10 protein-coding genes are annotated in these 15,999 nt (G+C 73.0%); 9 read left to right on the forward strand and 1 reads right to left on the reverse strand.

What is annotated here, in order from left to right; all coding sequences use genetic code 11:
- Positions 1-681 (reverse strand): thioester domain-containing protein (locus tag O4J56_RS29415; RefSeq protein ID WP_270690326.1); only part of this gene is annotated, 681 nt, incomplete at its 3' end.
- 216 nt (positions 682-897) lie between these two features.
- Between O4J56_RS29415 and gatB the strand changes: the two genes are divergently transcribed.
- The 9 genes from gatB (at position 898) to cimA (ending at position 15,577) form a co-directional block, all read left to right on the forward strand.
- Positions 898-2,433, forward strand: a complete 1,536-nt coding sequence (gene gatB / locus O4J56_RS29420; RefSeq protein ID WP_408639190.1) for an Asp-tRNA(Asn)/Glu-tRNA(Gln) amidotransferase subunit GatB — start codon at positions 898-900, stop codon at positions 2,431-2,433.
- 91 nt (positions 2,434-2,524) lie between these two features.
- Positions 2,525-5,293: a putative bifunctional diguanylate cyclase/phosphodiesterase gene (locus O4J56_RS29425; RefSeq protein ID WP_270690328.1), complete on the forward strand. Its 2,769-nt coding sequence runs from the start codon at positions 2,525-2,527 to the stop codon at positions 5,291-5,293.
- 340 nt (positions 5,294-5,633) lie between these two features.
- Positions 5,634-7,397: an acetolactate synthase large subunit gene (locus O4J56_RS29430; protein WP_270690329.1), complete on the forward strand. Its 1,764-nt coding sequence runs from the start codon at positions 5,634-5,636 to the stop codon at positions 7,395-7,397.
- 37 nt (positions 7,398-7,434) lie between these two features.
- Complete coding sequence (gene ilvN, locus O4J56_RS29435) at positions 7,435-7,959, forward strand: acetolactate synthase small subunit (RefSeq protein WP_017625664.1); 525 nt, start codon at positions 7,435-7,437, stop codon at positions 7,957-7,959.
- Between the two features lie 65 nt (positions 7,960-8,024).
- Positions 8,025-9,020, forward strand: coding sequence for a ketol-acid reductoisomerase (ilvC, locus tag O4J56_RS29440; protein ID WP_270690331.1), 996 nt, complete (start codon positions 8,025-8,027; stop codon positions 9,018-9,020).
- 167 nt (positions 9,021-9,187) lie between these two features.
- A complete protein-coding gene (gene serA, locus O4J56_RS29445) occupies positions 9,188-10,777 on the forward strand; it encodes a phosphoglycerate dehydrogenase (RefSeq protein ID WP_270690332.1) in 1,590 nt (529 codons plus the stop codon).
- Between the two features lie 535 nt (positions 10,778-11,312).
- Complete coding sequence (locus O4J56_RS29450; RefSeq protein WP_270690333.1) at positions 11,313-12,374, forward strand: 3-isopropylmalate dehydrogenase; 1,062 nt, start codon at positions 11,313-11,315, stop codon at positions 12,372-12,374.
- 199 nt (positions 12,375-12,573) lie between these two features.
- Positions 12,574-13,698: a branched-chain amino acid aminotransferase gene (locus tag O4J56_RS29455; RefSeq protein ID WP_270690334.1), complete on the forward strand. Its 1,125-nt coding sequence runs from the start codon at positions 12,574-12,576 to the stop codon at positions 13,696-13,698.
- Between the two features lie 301 nt (positions 13,699-13,999).
- Positions 14,000-15,577 (forward strand): citramalate synthase, encoded by a 1,578-nt coding sequence (gene cimA, locus O4J56_RS29460; protein ID WP_270690335.1) that lies wholly within the window; start codon positions 14,000-14,002, stop codon positions 15,575-15,577.
- Positions 15,578-15,999 lie beyond the last annotated feature (422 nt).

A 15,999-nucleotide genomic window follows, 5' to 3' on the forward strand; every position in this document is an offset into this window, starting at 1 on the left:
TCCGGAGCCGACCCGGACCGGGCCGGTGCCGGTGGTGCTCACCCGCAGCGGGCCCAGCGGGGCGGCCGGGTCGGCTCCGGAGATCCGGCCCGGGGTCAGGGCCAGGGTGGGCGCGGCGGGGGCGTCGGGCGCCCGCTCGGCCCCCGACACCAGGTGCCGGTAGAACCGCTCCACCCCGGGGTCGTTGCCGCCGCTGCCGCCGGGCCCGGCCAGCTCGGCGCCGTCGGTGAAGTGCCACACGGCCGCCTGGGTGGCCGCGATGGCCTGGCTCTCGTTCAGGCCGCGGGCGCCCGGCGCCTCCAGCTCCTCCAGGCCCACGGCGGGGTAGGAGTTGGCGACCACCCAGGCCACCGGCCCGGCGGCGTCCAGGGGCGCCTCCAGCGCGTCGAAGCCCGACTCGACGTAGGCGGCGGAGTGGTCCACCTCCCCGCCGAGGGCGGCGCCGTAGGCGGCGACCGAGGCCGAGTCGTCGATCCGCAGGCTGTACAGCGCGGTGTCCACGCTCTCGCCGCTCTCCAGGCGCACCTGGGCGCCCTCGGCCACGGCCCGCTCCACCCGGGCGGGCCCGTCCGGCGCGGCCGCGGCCGCCGGGGCCCCGGCGCAGGCCAGCACGGCGGCGCCGAACAGCGCCGCGGCGGCTGCGGCCGGGCGGGCGGGTGCGGCGGTCAGGGCGCGGGGCACGGCGGGGCGGGCTCCTTCGGGTCGGTCGGGGTCGCGGTCAGGGTAACCGGAGGGGCGCGCGCGTCCAGGAGGAACCGCGCGTCGGAGCCGAATCGTGCGCGTGCTGTGACATTCCGCGCCCGTCGTCGCCGGTGTCCGGCCATCGGTAGGCTTCTCACTAGGCCCCGCGGGCACGCGGGAGGGGATCCGACGAGTACGGAAACGGGTAGTGCGGCGATGGTCAGCGCGGTAACGAACGGCACTGCCGCGGGCGCGGCGCCGGTGGCGTACGACGACGCGGTGCGGCGGTACGAGCCGGTCCTCGGGCTGGAGGTGCACATCGAGCTGGGCACCGCCTCGAAGATGTTCTGCTCCTGCCCGACCGCGTTCGGGGCCGAGCCGAACACGCAGGTGTGCCCGGTGTGCCTGGCCCTGCCCGGCGCCCTGCCGGTGGCCAACGCCAAGGCGGTGGAGAGCGCGATCCGGCTGGGCCTGGCGCTGGACTGCTCGATCGCCTCCTGGTGCCGCTTCGCCCGGAAGAACTACTTCTACCCGGACATGCCGAAGAACTACCAGATCTCCCAGTACGACGAGCCGCTGTGCAGCGACGGCGCGCTCGACGTGGAGGTCGACACGCCCGGGGGGCCGCGCGTCTTCCGGGTGGAGATCGAGCGGGTCCACATGGAGGAGGACACCGGCAAGAGCACCCACGTGGGCGGCGCCACCGGCCGGATCCACGGGGCCAGCCACTCCAACGTGGACTACAACCGCGCCGGGATCCCGCTGCTGGAGATCGTCACCAAGCCCATCCCGGGCGCCGGGGAGCTGGCGCCCCAGGTGGCCCGCGCCGACGTCGCCGAGCTGCGCGCGCTGGCGCGCTCGCTGGGCATCTCCGACGTGCGCATGGAGGAGGGCTCCCTGCGCTGCGACGTGAACGTGTCCATCAACGCGGGCGGGGCCGGCGAGTGGGGCACGCGGACCGAGACCAAGAACGTCAACTCGCTGCGGTCGGTGGAGCGCGCGGTGCGCTCGGAGATCGAGCGGCAGGCCGGGGTGCTCGACGCCGGGGGCCGCATCGTCCAGGAGACCCGCCACTTCCAGGAGAACACCGGGACCTCGGTCTCGGGCCGCAGCAAGGAGGAGGCGCAGGACTACCGCTACTTCCCCGACCCCGACCTGGTGCCGGTCGCTCCGGGCGCCGAGTGGGTCGAGGAGCTGCGTGTGGGCCTGCCCGAGCTCCCGGCGGCCCGGCGGGCGCGGGTGCGCGCCGAGTGGAGCCTCACCGACGAGGAGCTGCGCGACCTGGTCAACGCCGACGCCATCGAGCCGGTCGAGGCGACCGTGGCGGCGGGCGCCGCCCCGGACGACGCCCGCAAGTGGTGGCTCAACGAGCTGTCGCGGCGCGCCGCCGAGTCCGAGACGGAGCTGGCGGCGCTGGCGATCACCCCGGAGCAGGTGGCCCGGGTGTGCGCGCTGGTCTCCTCCGGCGAGCTGACCAACAAGCTGGCACGCCAGGTCGTCGACGGGGTGCTGGCCGGGGAGGGCTCCCCGGACGAGGTGGTCGAGGCCCGCGGACTGAAGGTGGTCAGCGACGACTCCGCCCTCGGCGGGGTGGTCGACCAGGTGATCGCCGACAACCCGGACGTGGTCGAAAAGATCCGCGGCGGCAAGACCGCCGCCGCGGGCAAGCTGGTCGGGGACGTGATGAAGGCGACCCGCGGGCAGGCCGACGCGGCCCGCGCGCGCGAGCTCATCCTGGAGCGCATCGGCTAAACCCGAGCGTGACCTTGGGCGACTAGCCTGGTCGCTCCCGGCCCGTGCCGCGGAGTCGGCACGCTCTGCGCCAACGACCGGAAGGGTGCCCATGAAGACGGCCGTCGCCAAGGGCGACCAGCGGCTCTGGCTCGGCGCGGTCGCGGTGCTCACCGTGGTCTACGCGCTGGGCACGCTGGTGCAGGTGGCGCCGGGGACGACGCTGACCTCGCGGCTGGGCCACTGGCCCATCGCGGTGGCCGCCGCCCTGGCCGCGGTCGCCCTGCTGACCAGCGCCCGGCGCCGCGCCGGGACCGACGCCGACGACCCGTTGGCCTCCGACGGGGCCGACGGCACCGCCGCGCTGCGCTACCTGGGGCTGGCCGCGGCCGCCTGGAGCGCCGGTGCGGCCACCTCGGCCGTCACCGGGCTGCTCACCACCTCCCCCGCGGTCTCGCTCACCCTGGGCGACCTGTTCAGCCTGGTGGCGCTGGCGCTGTTCGCGGTCGGGTTCACCCGGCTGGCCCCGCTGCCGCAGGGGCTGCGCCCGGCCACCCGGCACCTGACCGACTCCTACGTGGCCGCGGCGGCCCTGTTCGCCGTGGTCTGGCTGCTGCTGTTCGCCCCGCTCTACAGCGAGCTGGGCGAGGGCGGGGAGTACCTGGGCTTCGCCCTGGTCTACCCGGTGGCCGACGTGGCGGTGCTGTGCCTGATCGCGCCGCTGGCCTTCACCTCGCCGCACAGCACCCGGCGGGCCGTGGTGATCGCGATGGCGGCGTTCGTCATCGTGGCCGGGGCCGACCTGATCGGCGCGGTCACCCGGCTGACCGGCGACGCCCCGGCCGGGGGGATCGAGTACCCGGTGCGGCTGCTGGGCTTCGCGCTGCTGGGCGCGCTGCCGTGGCTGATCCGGGACCGGGCGGGGGCGCGCCCGCGCCGGATCACCGGCCGCGGGCTGTACCGGTTCGCCCCGGAGATCGCGGCGATCGCCGCGATCGGCCTGGCCACGGTGGTGCTGACGGTGGCGGCGCTGGGCCTGTCGCAGGTGGCGGCGGTGCTGCCGCTGGCCGCCGGGTCGGCGGTGCTGGTGCTGCTGGTGCGCATGTCGGGGATGCTGGAGGAGAACGGTACCCTGAACCGGATGGTGCTCACCCGCGAGGCGCACTTCCACGAGCTGGCGCGCAACAGCGGCGACGTCATCCTCATCCTGGACGACGACGGCGGGGTGTTCTACGTCAGCCCCGGCGCGCCCGAGGCGTTCGGCTACACGCTGGACGACCTGGTCGCCGAGCCGGTGACGGCGATCGTGCACCCGGAGGACCTGCCGCGCGCCAATGGGGCGGCGCGCCTGTTCGAGCGGGGCCGCGGCGGCGCCGACAGCGTGCACCTGCGGCTGCGGGTGCGGGCCGGGGACGGCACCTGGCGGCACACCGAGTCCACCGTGTCGCTGTACGAGCAGCCCGGCGAGCCGGACCGGCTGCTGGTGACCACCCGCGACATCAGCGCCCAGGTGGCCCTGGAGGACCAGGTCAACCACCTGACCTTCCACGACGGCATCACCGGCCTGCCGAACCGGGCCTACCTGGAGGAGCGGGCCCGGGACATGATCGCCCGCCGGGAGCGGGCGGCGGCCGCGGGCGAGGCGGCCGCCCGCGGCGAGATCGCCGCGATCTTCCTCGACCTGGACGGGTTCACCGCGGTGAACGACTCGGCCGGGCACACCTTCGGCGACTACCTGCTGGCGCAGGCGGCGCGGCGGCTGCGCGCGGCGGCCGCCTCGGGCATGACCCTGGCCCGGTGGGGCGGGGACGAGTTCGCGGTGCTGGTCGAGGGCGGCGCGCACGCCCAGCGCGTGGTCGACCTGGCCGAGCGCCTCGGCCGGGCGATCGCCGCCGAGCCGTTCCAGGTGGCCGACCGCGAGGTGGTGCTCACCGCCAGCGCCGGGGTGGCCTTCGCCGAGTCCGGGATGGACGCCGGCGAGCTGATGCGCAACGCCGACATGGCGCTGGCGCGCGCCAAGGAGCAGGGCGGCGGGCGGCTGGAGGTCTACGCCGCCGACATGCACGCCCAGGTGGTGGGGCGGCTGGAGCTGCAGGCGCGGCTGCGCCAGGCGCTGGCCGACCGGGAGTTCACCCTGGAGTACCAGCCGGTGGTGGACCTGGAGAGCTCGCAGGTGACCGCGGTCGAGGCGCTGGTGCGCTGGCGCCGCACCGAGGAGGGGGACGACGGGGAGGCCGTCGAGCGGCTGCTGCTGCCCGAGGAGTTCATCGGCGCCGCCGAGGAGTCGGGGCTGATCGTGCCGCTGGGCGAGTGGGTGCTCCGGGAGGCCTGCGCCAAGGTGGCGCTGTGGCGGGCCGCCGAGTGGGACATCGGGCTGAGCGTGAACCTGTCAGTGCGCCAGATCCTCTCCTCGCGCTTCGTGGAGACCGTCGCCGATGCGCTGGAGGAGAGCGGCCTTCCGGCGCGGGTACTGACCCTGGAGGTCGACGAGGAGGTCCTGCTGGAGGACCCCGGGGAGGCTGTGGAGCGGCTCTCGGCGCTGCGGCGGCTGGGGGTGCGCCTGGCCATCGACGACTTCGGCATGGGGTACGCGTCCCTGGCGCACCTGCGCGAGCTGCGGGTGGACGAGATCAAGATCGACCCGTCGTTCGTGCGGGACCTGGGCGCCGACGGCACCGTCACGCTGCTCACCCACACCATCGTGCGGCTCGGCCAGGACCTGGGGGTCCAGGTGGTGGCCGAGGGGATCGAGCGGCCCGAGCAGCTGGAGAAGCTGCGCTCCATGGGGTGCGGCCACGGCCAGGGGTTCCTGGTGGCCCGCCCGATGGCGGCCGAGGGCGTGGAGGCGCTCGTGGGCGGCGGCGCGGGCATCCCCCTCTAGGAGGTGTCCGAAATGTGGACCCACGGCCCGGAGGGCTTCGACGGGTTCGGTGTCCCCGCAGGTCAAAGGGGGGTCGTCCACCCTTTCCCGGGATCGGTATGCGACACGTCACATCTCATATCGTGAGACAAAAGCCGGAATCGGTTGACGCCCGCCCCCGCGTTCGCCAAGGTTGACACCGTGCAGAGCAACACCACCCTCATTCTCGTACTTGGTCGGCGCGCAGCCAGCTGACCGAGTAGACGCTGCTGCGCGCCACCCTCCGACCGCACACGCGGTGGAGGGTTTTTTGTTGCCACGGCTGGACCGACCCCCTGGATCGCGACCGAAGGATCTTTCGATGACCGAGCGCATGACCGGAGCACGTTCGCTGATCAGGTCACTGGAGCACGCCGGCGTGGACACGGTGTTCGGGATCCCCGGAGGGGCGATCCTCCCGGCCTACGACCCGCTCTACGACTCCCGCCGGGTGCGGCACATCCTGATGCGCCACGAGCAGGGCGCCGGGCACGCCGCCGAGGGCTACGCCTACGCCACCGGCCGCCCCGGGGTCTGCATGGCCACCAGCGGCCCGGGCGCCACCAACCTGGTCACCCCCATCGCCGACGCCCACATGGACTCGGTCCCGATGGTCGCCATCACCGGCCAGGTGGCCACCCCCATGATCGGCACCGACGCCTTCCAAGAGGCCGACATCAGCGGCATCACCATGCCGATCACCAAGCACAACTTCCTCGTCAAGGACCCGGCCGAGATCCCGCGGACCATCGCCGAGGCCTTCCACATCGCCTCCACCGGCCGCCCCGGCCCGGTCCTGGTCGACATCGCCAAGGACGCCCTGCAGGCCGAGGCGGAGTTCGCCTGGCCGCAGCGGCTCGACATGCCCGGCTACCGCCCGGTGACCAAGCCGCACGGCAAGCAGGTCCGCGAGGCCGCCCGGCTGATCGCCGAGGCCCGCCGCCCGGTGCTCTACGTCGGCGGCGGGGTGCTGCGCGCCGGGGCCCACCAGGAGCTGCGGGTGCTGGCCGAGCTGACCGGCGTCCCGGTGGTCACCACCCTGATGGCGCGCGGCGTCTTCCCCGACTCCCACCCCCAGCACCTGGGCATGCCGGGCATGCACGGCACCGTCCCGGCGGTCGGCGCCCTGCAGAGGGCCGACCTGGTGGTCGCGCTCGGCGCCCGCTTCGACGACCGGGTCACCGGGCGGCTGGACAGCTTCGCCAAGGACGCGGCCGTGGTCCACGCCGACATCGACCCGGCGGAGATCTCCAAGAACCGCCACGCCGACGTGCCGATCGTCGGCGACTGCCGGGAGGTCCTGGCCGACCTGGTGGTCGCCGTCCGCAAGGACCAGTCCGAGGGGCGCCGGGGCGACTACGAGTCCTGGTGGGCGCAGCTGAACCGGCTGCGCGAGGAGTACCCGCTGGGGTACGAGCCGGCCGAGGAGGGCGGGCTGGCCCCGCAGCACGTCATCCGCCGCCTGGGCGAGATCGCCGGGCCGGAGGCCACCTACGTCGCCGGCGTCGGCCAGCACCAGATGTGGGCGGCCCAGTTCATCGGGCACGAGCGCCCCGGGTCCTTCCTCAACTCCGGGGGGCTGGGCACCATGGGCTTCTCCGTCCCGGCGGCGCTGGGCGCCAAGGTCGGCGACCCGGACCGCACCGTGTGGGCGGTCGACGGCGACGGGTGCTTCCAGATGACCAACCAGGAGCTGGCCACCTGCGCCGTCGACGGCATCCCGATCAAGGTCGCGGTGGTCAACAACGGCAACTTGGGCATGGTCCGCCAGTGGCAGACCCTGTTCTACGAGGGCCGCTACTCCAACACGAACCTGCAGACCTCGCCCGTCGAGGAGGAGAAGGTCCGCATCCCCGACTTCGTGCGCCTGGCCGAGGCGTACGGTTGTGTCGGACTGCGGTGCGAGCGCCCCGAGGACGTCGACGCCACCATCGAGAAGGCGATGGCCGTCGACGACGCCCCGGTCGTGGTCGACTTCACCGTCCACCACGACGCGATGGTCTGGCCCATGGTCGCCGCGGGCGTCAGCAACGACAACATCCAGTACGCGCGCGACATGGCGCCGGACTGGGGCGACGAGGACTGAGCAGGCGACGAGACGAGCAGAAAGGGCACCCGTCCCCATGAGCCAGCACACGCTCTCCGTCCTCGTCGAGGACACCCCGGGCATCCTCGCCCGCGCTTCGGCGCTGTTCTCGCGCCGCGGCTTCAACATCCACTCCCTCAGCGTCAGTACCACCGAGTACGAGGGACTGTCCCGCATGACGATCGTGGTCAACTGCGACCGCCACCCCTTGGAGCAGGTGACCAAGCAGCTCAACAAGCTCGTGAACGTCATCAAGATCGTCGAGATGGACGACGACGCATCGGTCCGCCGGGAGCTGCTGCTGGCCAAGGTCAAGGCCGACGCCGCCAGCCGCCCCCACGTGATCCAGACCGCGGAGCTGTTCCGCGCGAACATCGTCGACGTCTCCGCCGACGTCGTCGTCATCGAGGCCACCGGCAAACCCGAGAAGCTCGACGCGCTGGTCCGCAACCTGGAGCCCTACGGGATCAAGGAACTGGTCAAGTCGGGCATGGTGGCCCTGGGCCGGGGCCCACGGTCGATCACGGACCGCTCGCTGCGCCCCGTGGAGCGGAGCGCCTGACCCCCGGCGCGGCGCGGCGGGCGGCGCCACAAGACGAACAAGACACGAGCAAGGAGCATCCCGAAGTGGCAGCACAGATGTACTACGACGACAGCGCCGACCTGAGCGCGGTCCAGGGGCGCAAGGTCGCCGTGATCGGCTACGGCAGCCAGGGGCACGCGCACGCGCTGTCGCTGCGCGACTCCGGGGTGGACGTGCGCATCGGCCTGGCCGAGGGGTCCAAGAGCCGTGCCAAGGCCGAGGAGGAGGGCCTGCGGGTGCTCACCCCCGCCGAGGCCACCCGCGAGGCCGACCTGGTCATGGTGCTGGTCCCGGACCACATCCACCGCGACCTGTACGCCGAGGAGATCGCGCCCAACCTGAACCCGGGCGACGCGCTCTTCTTCGGCCACGGCTTCAGCATCCGCTACGGCCTGATCCAGCCGCCGGCCGACGTGGACGTGGCCATGGTCGCCCCCAAGGGGCCGGGCCACCTGGTGCGCCGCCAGTTCGAGGAGGGGCGCGGCGTGCCGGTGCTGGTCGCCGTCCAGCAGGACGCCTCCGGCTCGGCCTGGGACCTGGCGCTGTCGTACGCCAAGGGCATCGGCGGCACCCGCGCGGGCGCGCTGAAGACCACCTTCGAGGAGGAGACCGAGACCGACCTGTTCGGTGAGCAGGTCGTGCTCTGCGGCGGCCTGGCCGAGCTGATCAAGGCCGGGTTCTCCACCCTCACCGAGGCCGGGTACCAGCCCGAGGTCGCCTACTTCGAGTGCCTGCACGAGGTCAAGCTGATCGTCGACCTCATGTACGAGGGCGGCATCTCCAAGATGAACTGGTCGGTCTCGGACAACGCCGAGTACGGCGGCTACACCCGCGGCCCGCGGGTGATCACCGAGCAGACCCGCGAGGAGATGCGGCGCATCCTGGCCGAGGTGCAGGACGGCACCTACGCGCGCGAGCTGGTGGCCGAGTTCGACGCCGGGCGGCCCAACTTCCTCAAGCGGCGCGAGGCCGAGCAGGGCGAGCCGATCGAGAAGGTCGGCGCCGAGCTGCGTCCGCTGATGAGCTGGCTGAAGGGCTGACGGCGGGGTCCGGGCCCAAGGGGCGGGCGGCGCGTGCCGCCCGCCCCTTCACATCTGGGGAAGGATCACAACCGCCGCCCTCACCGCCCGCGATCCCGACCTGCGGACTAGACTTTTCACGGCCGACGCACCCGACGCAGACCACTGGCAACCATAAGGATCACGCTGTGCCCAAGCCCTCCGTACTCGTCGCGGAAGAACTCTCGCCCGCCGGACTCGCTCTCCTGGAGGGGGACTTCGAGGTCCGCCACACCAGCGGCGCGGACCGGTCCCAGCTGCTCCCGGCCCTCGCCGACGTGGACGCGCTGATCGTGCGCAGCGCCACCCAGGTGGACGCCGAGGCGCTGGCGGCCGCACCGAAGCTCAAGGTCGTCGCCCGCGCCGGGGTCGGCCTGGACAACGTCGACGTGGACGCCGCCACCAAGGCCGGCGTGCTGGTCGTCAACGCCCCCACCTCCAACATCGTCAGCGCCGCCGAGCAGGCGGTGAACCTGCTGCTGGCCAGCGCCCGCAACACCGCCCCGGCGCACAACGCGCTGGTCAACGGGGAGTGGAAGCGGTCCAAGTACACCGGTGTGGAGGTCTACGACAAGACGGTGGGCGTGGTGGGCCTGGGCCGCATCGGCGCCCTGGTCGCCCAGCGCCTGTCGGCGTTCGGCACCAAGCTCATCGCCTACGACCCGTTCGTGCAGCCCGCCCGGGCGGCCCAGATGGGCGTGGAGATGGTGAGCCTGGACGAGCTGCTGCGGCGCTCGGACTTCATCACGATCCACCTGCCCAAGAACAAGGACACCCTGGGCCTGATCGGCGACGAGGCGCTGCACAAGGTCAAGCCCGAGGTGCGGATCATCAACGCCGCGCGCGGCGGCATCCTGGACGAGGACGCGCTGTACCGGGCCCTCAAGGAGGGCAGGGTGGCCGGCGCGGGCATCGACGTGTGGGCCAGCGAGCCGTGCACCGACAGCCCGCTGTTCGAGTTCGAGAACGTGACCGTCGCCCCGCACCTGGGCGCCAGCACCCACGAGGCGCAGGAGAAGGCCGGCACCCAGGTGGTGCGCTCGGTCAAGCTGGCGCTGGCCGGGGAGTTCGTGCCGGACGCGGTGAACGTGCAGGGCGGCTCGGTGGCCGAGGAGGTCAAGCCGGGGCTGCCGCTGGCCGAGAAGCTGGGCCGGATCTTCACCTCGCTGGCCGGGGGCCTGCCCGACCGCATCGACGTCGAGGTCCGGGGCGAGATCGCCGCGCACGACGTGAAGGTCGTGGAGCTGGCCGCGCTCAAGGGCGTGTTCGGCCCGGTCGTCGAGGAGGCGGTGACCTTCGTCAACGCCCCGCTGCTGGCCAAGGAGCGGGGGGTGGAGGTGACGCTGTCCACCGGGGACGGCGACTCCGACTGGCGCAACCTGATCACCGTGCGCGGGGTGCTGTCCGACGGCCGCCGGGTGTCGGTGTCGGGCACCCTGACCGGGCCGCGGCACACCGAGAAGCTCGTCGAGGTCAACGGGTACAGCATGGAGATCGCGCTCAGCGACCACATGGCGTTCCTGTCCTACGACGACCGCCCGGGCATCGTGGGCACCGTGGGCGCGCTGCTCGGCGAGTCCGCGGTGAACATCGCGGGCATGCAGGTCAGCCGGGACGAGCAGGGCGGTAGGGCGCTGATCATCCTCACCGTGGACTCGGCGATCCCGGCCTCCACGCTGGAGGCGATCTCCACCGAGATCCGCGCCGAGACCACCCGCCAGGTGGACCTGGAGGACTGACCCCTCCTTCGCAGCGCACACACTGCACTGACGCGGCGGCCGCCCGGTGGACCGGGCGGCCGCCGCCGTTTTCGGCCCCCCGGCTCCTGGTGAGAAGTTCGGACATCCGATATTCTGTCGTCCGAGTAATTCCGCAGGCGCGACTCCGCGCCGCGGACGCGCGCCCCGCCGCCCCCGCCCGCAACTCGGGTCCGGGCCCGGCGCCGCCCCGCAGGACCACTTCCGCGGGCGCCACCCATGCGCGACCTCCTGAGTGCGACCGCACGCGTCCCTTTCCGCCGCCGTACCGGCGGCGGCTTCTCCACACCTGCCATCTCCGCATCACCGACGCTTGTGAGGACCGCCGTGTACGACACCGCAGACACCCCCGCCGAGGACCGCGACGAGACCGCCCGCGCGCTGCAGGACGCCTTCGAGCGCAGGGACAACGGGGCGCCCCAGGGGCGCTGAGGCGCTACAGTTGTCTCAGAGACCGTAACGCCGGTCTCGGCATGTGAGACGTGCCGGGGCCGGCCCGACCCGATAGGCAGGGCACATGGCTGCGCGCAGCGTGAATCTGGCCGTCATCCCCGGCGACGGGATCGGCCCCGAGGTCGTCGCCGAGGGCCTGAAGGTCCTCGCGGCCGCCGCCGGGGACGACCTGTCCGTCGCGACCACCGAGTACGACCTGGGCGCGCGCCGGTACCACGCCACCGGCGAGGTGCTGCCCGACGCGGTGGAGGCCGAGCTGCGCGGCCACGACGCGATCCTGCTCGGCGCCGTGGGCGACCCCTCGGTGCCCAGCGGGGTGCTGGAGCGCGGGCTGCTGCTGCGGCTGCGCTTCGCCTTCGCGCACTACGCCAACCTGCGCCCGGTCAAGCTGTACCCGGGCGTGGCCACCCCGCTGGCCGACCGGACCCCCGAGGACATCGACATGCTCGTGGTCCGCGAGGGCACCGAGGGGCCCTACGCCGGGATGGGCGGGGTGATGCGCAAAGGCACCCCGGACGAGATCGCCACCCAGGACAGCGTCAACACTCGCATGGGCGTGGAGCGGGTCGTGCGCTACGCCTTCGCCAAGGCCGCCGAGCGGCCCCGCCGCCACCTCACCCTGGTGCACAAGGACAACGTGCTCTCCTTCGCCGGCGACCTGTGGCAGCGCACCGTCCGCGAGGTCGGCGCCGAGTACCCGCAGGTCACCGTGGACTACTGCCACGTGGACGCGGCGGCGATGTTCTTCGTGAACCGGCCCGAGCGCTTCGACGTGATCGTCACCGACAACCTGTTCGGCGACATCATCACCGACATCGGCGCCGCCGTCACCGGGGGCATCGGCCTGGCCGCCAGCGGGAACGTCAACCCCGAGGGGGACTTCCCCAGCATGTTCGAGCCGGTCCACGGGTCGGCCCCGGACATCGCGGGGCGGGGCGTCGCCGACCCCACCGCCACGGTGCTCTCGGCCGCCCTGCTGCTCGAGCACCTCGGGCTGTCCGCCGCCGCGCGCCGGGTGGAGGCCGCGGTCGCCGAGGACCTGCAGGTGCGGGCCAAGGAGGGCGGCGAGCGCAGTACCGCGCAGATCGGCGACGACCTGGCCGGCCGAGTAGCCGGGCAGGGCTAGCCGTATTCGCGTGAGCGCGGCCCGCCCTGCACCGCCGGGCGGGCCGCGCCGGGGATCCTCTCCCCTCCGGGGCGCGCCCGGCAGTGCGCCGGTGCCCGGCGGGAACGGGCACTGGCAGCGGACGCGCCGATTCCGTCAGACTGGACTCCGGACCGGCAGCGCTGCCGGACCGACGTAGGTGAGAGGACCTGAGTAACCCATGAGCAACGGCACCACCACAAGCGGGTTGACGTTCGACGTCCAGCCCTCGGCCTCGCGGCGGACCCCGCAGGAGCGAGAGGCGCTGCTGGGCGACCCCGGGTTCGGGAACGTGTTCACCGACCACATGGTGACCATCCGCTACACCGAGGGGAAGGGGTGGCACGACGCGCGGCTGGAGCCCTATGGGCCGCTGTCGCTCGACCCGGCCACCAAGGCACTGCACTACGCGCAGGAGATCTTCGAGGGGCTCAAGGCCTACCGGCACCCGGACGGCACGGCCGCGGTGTTCCGGCCCGAGGCCAACGCCGAGCGCATGAACCGCAGCGCGCGGCGCATGGCCATGCCCGAGCTGCCCGAGGACCTGTTCGTGCGCTCCATCGAACTGCTGCTGGAGCACGACGGGGACTGGATCCCCACCCAGAAGGACGCCAGCCTCTACCTGCGTCCCTACATGATCGCCACCGAGGTGGGCCTCGGCGTCAACGGGCCCTCGTCGACCTACCTGTTCGGCGTGATCGCCTCGCCGTCCGGCCCGTACTTCTCCGGCGGCGTCCGCCCGGTGACCGTGTGGCTCAGCGAGGACTACACCCGCGCCGCGCCCGGCGGGACCGGCGAGGCCAAGTTCGCCGGCAACTACGCCGCCAGCTTCCTGGCCCAGCGACAGGCGGTCGAGCAGGGCTGCGACCAGTGCGTGTGGCTGGACGCGGTCGAGCACCGCTGGGTCGAGGAGATGGGCGGGATGAACCTGTTCTTCGTCTTCGGCTCCGGAGAGGACGCGCGCATCCTCACCCCGGGGCTGACCGGGACGCTGCTTCCCGGCATCACCCGCGACTCGCTGCTCAAGCTCGCGCCGGAGCTGGGCGTGGCCGCCGAGGAGGGGCGCATCTCCACCGAGGAGTGGCGCCAGGGCGCGCTGAGCGGGGAGATCACCGAGGTGTTCGCGTGCGGCACCGCCGCGGTGATCACGCCGGTCGGGCACGTCAAGAGCGCCCACGGGGAGTTCACCGTCGGCGACGGCGAGCCGGGGCCGGTGACCATGCGGCTGCGCGAGGAGCTGGTGGCGCTGCAGTACGGCAAGCGCCCCGACACCCACGGGTGGATCCGCACCTTCCCCAAGGCCTGAGGGGTGCCGCCCGCCCGGCCCTGATCCCGCCGGGAGCGGCCGCGGGACCGGCCCGAACGTCCGGATCCAGAACAAGTGGTCTCACATCCCGAGACGATCCGGGCGTGAACTCGGGCTTTCCCGCACCCCTGTGGCAGACTGGCAGCGTGCCGTCTCAGGTGATCATTATCGCCAGGCGCGCCGGCTGAAAACGGACCCCGCCGGCGCGCCGACCTCTCGTGTCCACGAGGGGTCTTTTTTATTGGCGGCGCACGGGCGGGCTCCGGCACCACGGGCAGCATCCGACTCGGGAGTACCACCGATGCCAGACGACACCTTCCACGTCTTCGACACCACCCTGCGCGACGGCGCCCAGCGCGAGGGGATCGCGCTGACCGTCGCCGACAAGCTCGCTATCGCGCGGCTGCTCGACACCTTCGGCGTGGGCTTCATCGAAGGCGGCTGGCCGGGGGCCAACCCCAAGGACACCGAGTTCTTCCGGAGGGCTTCACAAGAGCTCGACCTGGAGCACGCGCGGCTCACCGCGTTCGGCGCGACCCGCCGGCCGGGGGCCCAGGCGGCGGACGACCCACAGGTCGCCGCACTGCGCGACTCGGGTGCTCCCGTGGTGACGCTGGTGGCCAAGAGCGACGTCCGGCACGTGGAACGCGCGCTGCGCACCACGCCGGAGGAGAACCTGGCGATGATCGCCGACACGGTCGCGCACCTGCGGGCCGAGGGGCGGCGGGTCTTCGTCGACCTGGAGCACTTCTTCGACGGGTACCTGTACGACCCGTCCTACGCCCTGGAGGCGGTGCGCACGGTCGCCGGTGCGGGGGCCGACGTGGCGGTGCTGTGCGACACCAACGGCGGGATGCTGCCCGCCGGGGTCGGCCGCGTCGTCGCCGAGGCCCTGGAGGGGACCGGGGCGCGGCTGGGCATCCACGCCCAGGACGACACCGGGTGCGCGGTCGCCAACACGCTGGCGGCGGTCGACGCGGGGGCGACGCACGTGCAGTGCACCGCCAACGGCTACGGGGAGCGGGTGGGCAACGCCGACCTGTTCTCGGTCGTGGCGGCGCTGGAGCTCAAGCACGGGCGCAAGGTGCTGCCGGAGGGGTGCCTGGCCGAGGCCTCGCGGGTGTCCACGGCCGTCGCCGAGCTGGTGAACATCGCCCCGGCGACGCACCAGCCGTACGTGGGGGTGTCGGCGTTCGCGCACAAGGCGGGGCTGCACGCGTCGGCCATCAAGGTCGACCCGGACCTGTACCAGCACACCGACCCGGGGCTGGTCGGCAACGACATGCGGATGCTGGTGTCGGACATGGCCGGGCGCGCGTCGATCGAGCTGAAGGCCGAGGAGCTGGGCGTGGACCTGGGCGGCGACCGGGCCCCGGCGGCGCGGGCGGTCGAGCGCATCAAGGAGCTGGAGACGCGGGGGTACAGCTTCGAGGCGGCGGACGCCTCGCTGGAGCTGCTCCTGCGCGAAGAGCTGGGCCAGGCCCCCACCCTTTTCAGCGCCGAATCCTGGCGGGTCATCACCGAGCGCCGCGCCGACGGGGTGGCCGTCAGCGAGGCGACGGTGAAGCTGCACGTCAAGGGGGAGCGGGTGATCGCCACCGCGGAGGGCAACGGCCCGGTGAACGCGTTGGACCGGGCCCTGCGCCAGGCCGTGGAGGGGGTGTACCCCGAGCTGGGGGCGCTGCGGCTGGTGGACTACAAGGTCCGCATCCTGGAGGGCGGCGGCACCGGGGCGGTGACGAGGATCCTGGTGACCTTCGGCGACGGCCACAGCGAGTGGACGACGGTGGGCGTGGGCGAGAACGTGATCGACGCGTCGTGGACGGCACTGGAACAGGCCGTGAGGTACGGCTTGATGCGCCAGGGCCACGGCGAGTAGGAGGGGCGGCCCCGGCCCCAACGGGGCCGGGGCAGTATCCCCATCCCTCAAGAGCGTGGGTCAAGGAGGCATCGCCACCGCTCGTTGCGTCGGGTCGCCGCTGCTTGGCGGGCCCACCCCACCCCCATGGTGCGGCGCCGCGCTCCCCACCGGGCCGCCGGGGGCTCAGGTGAGGGGGACGACGGGGCAGCAGGTACCCCGCTCCGACCTGCTTGCCGGGCGGCGGGTGGCCGGAGCGTGGTGTGGAGGGCGGCGACGAGGAGAGGTCGGCGGCCCGTGCCGCAGCGCTGTCGGGCGCGGCGCGTGTGCGTGCTCGTCGTGGTCGGCGGTGACGGAGCGGGCAGGTCGGTTCTCGGGCCACGCCTGCCCGGCGATGATCTCGACAAAGGTGCTGTCAAAACCGCCGGAATGACAGCACCTTT

Source organism: Nocardiopsis endophytica, assembly GCF_027706725.1.
Taxonomy (GTDB): Bacteria; Actinomycetota; Actinomycetes; order Streptosporangiales; family Streptosporangiaceae; genus Nocardiopsis_A; species Nocardiopsis_A endophytica.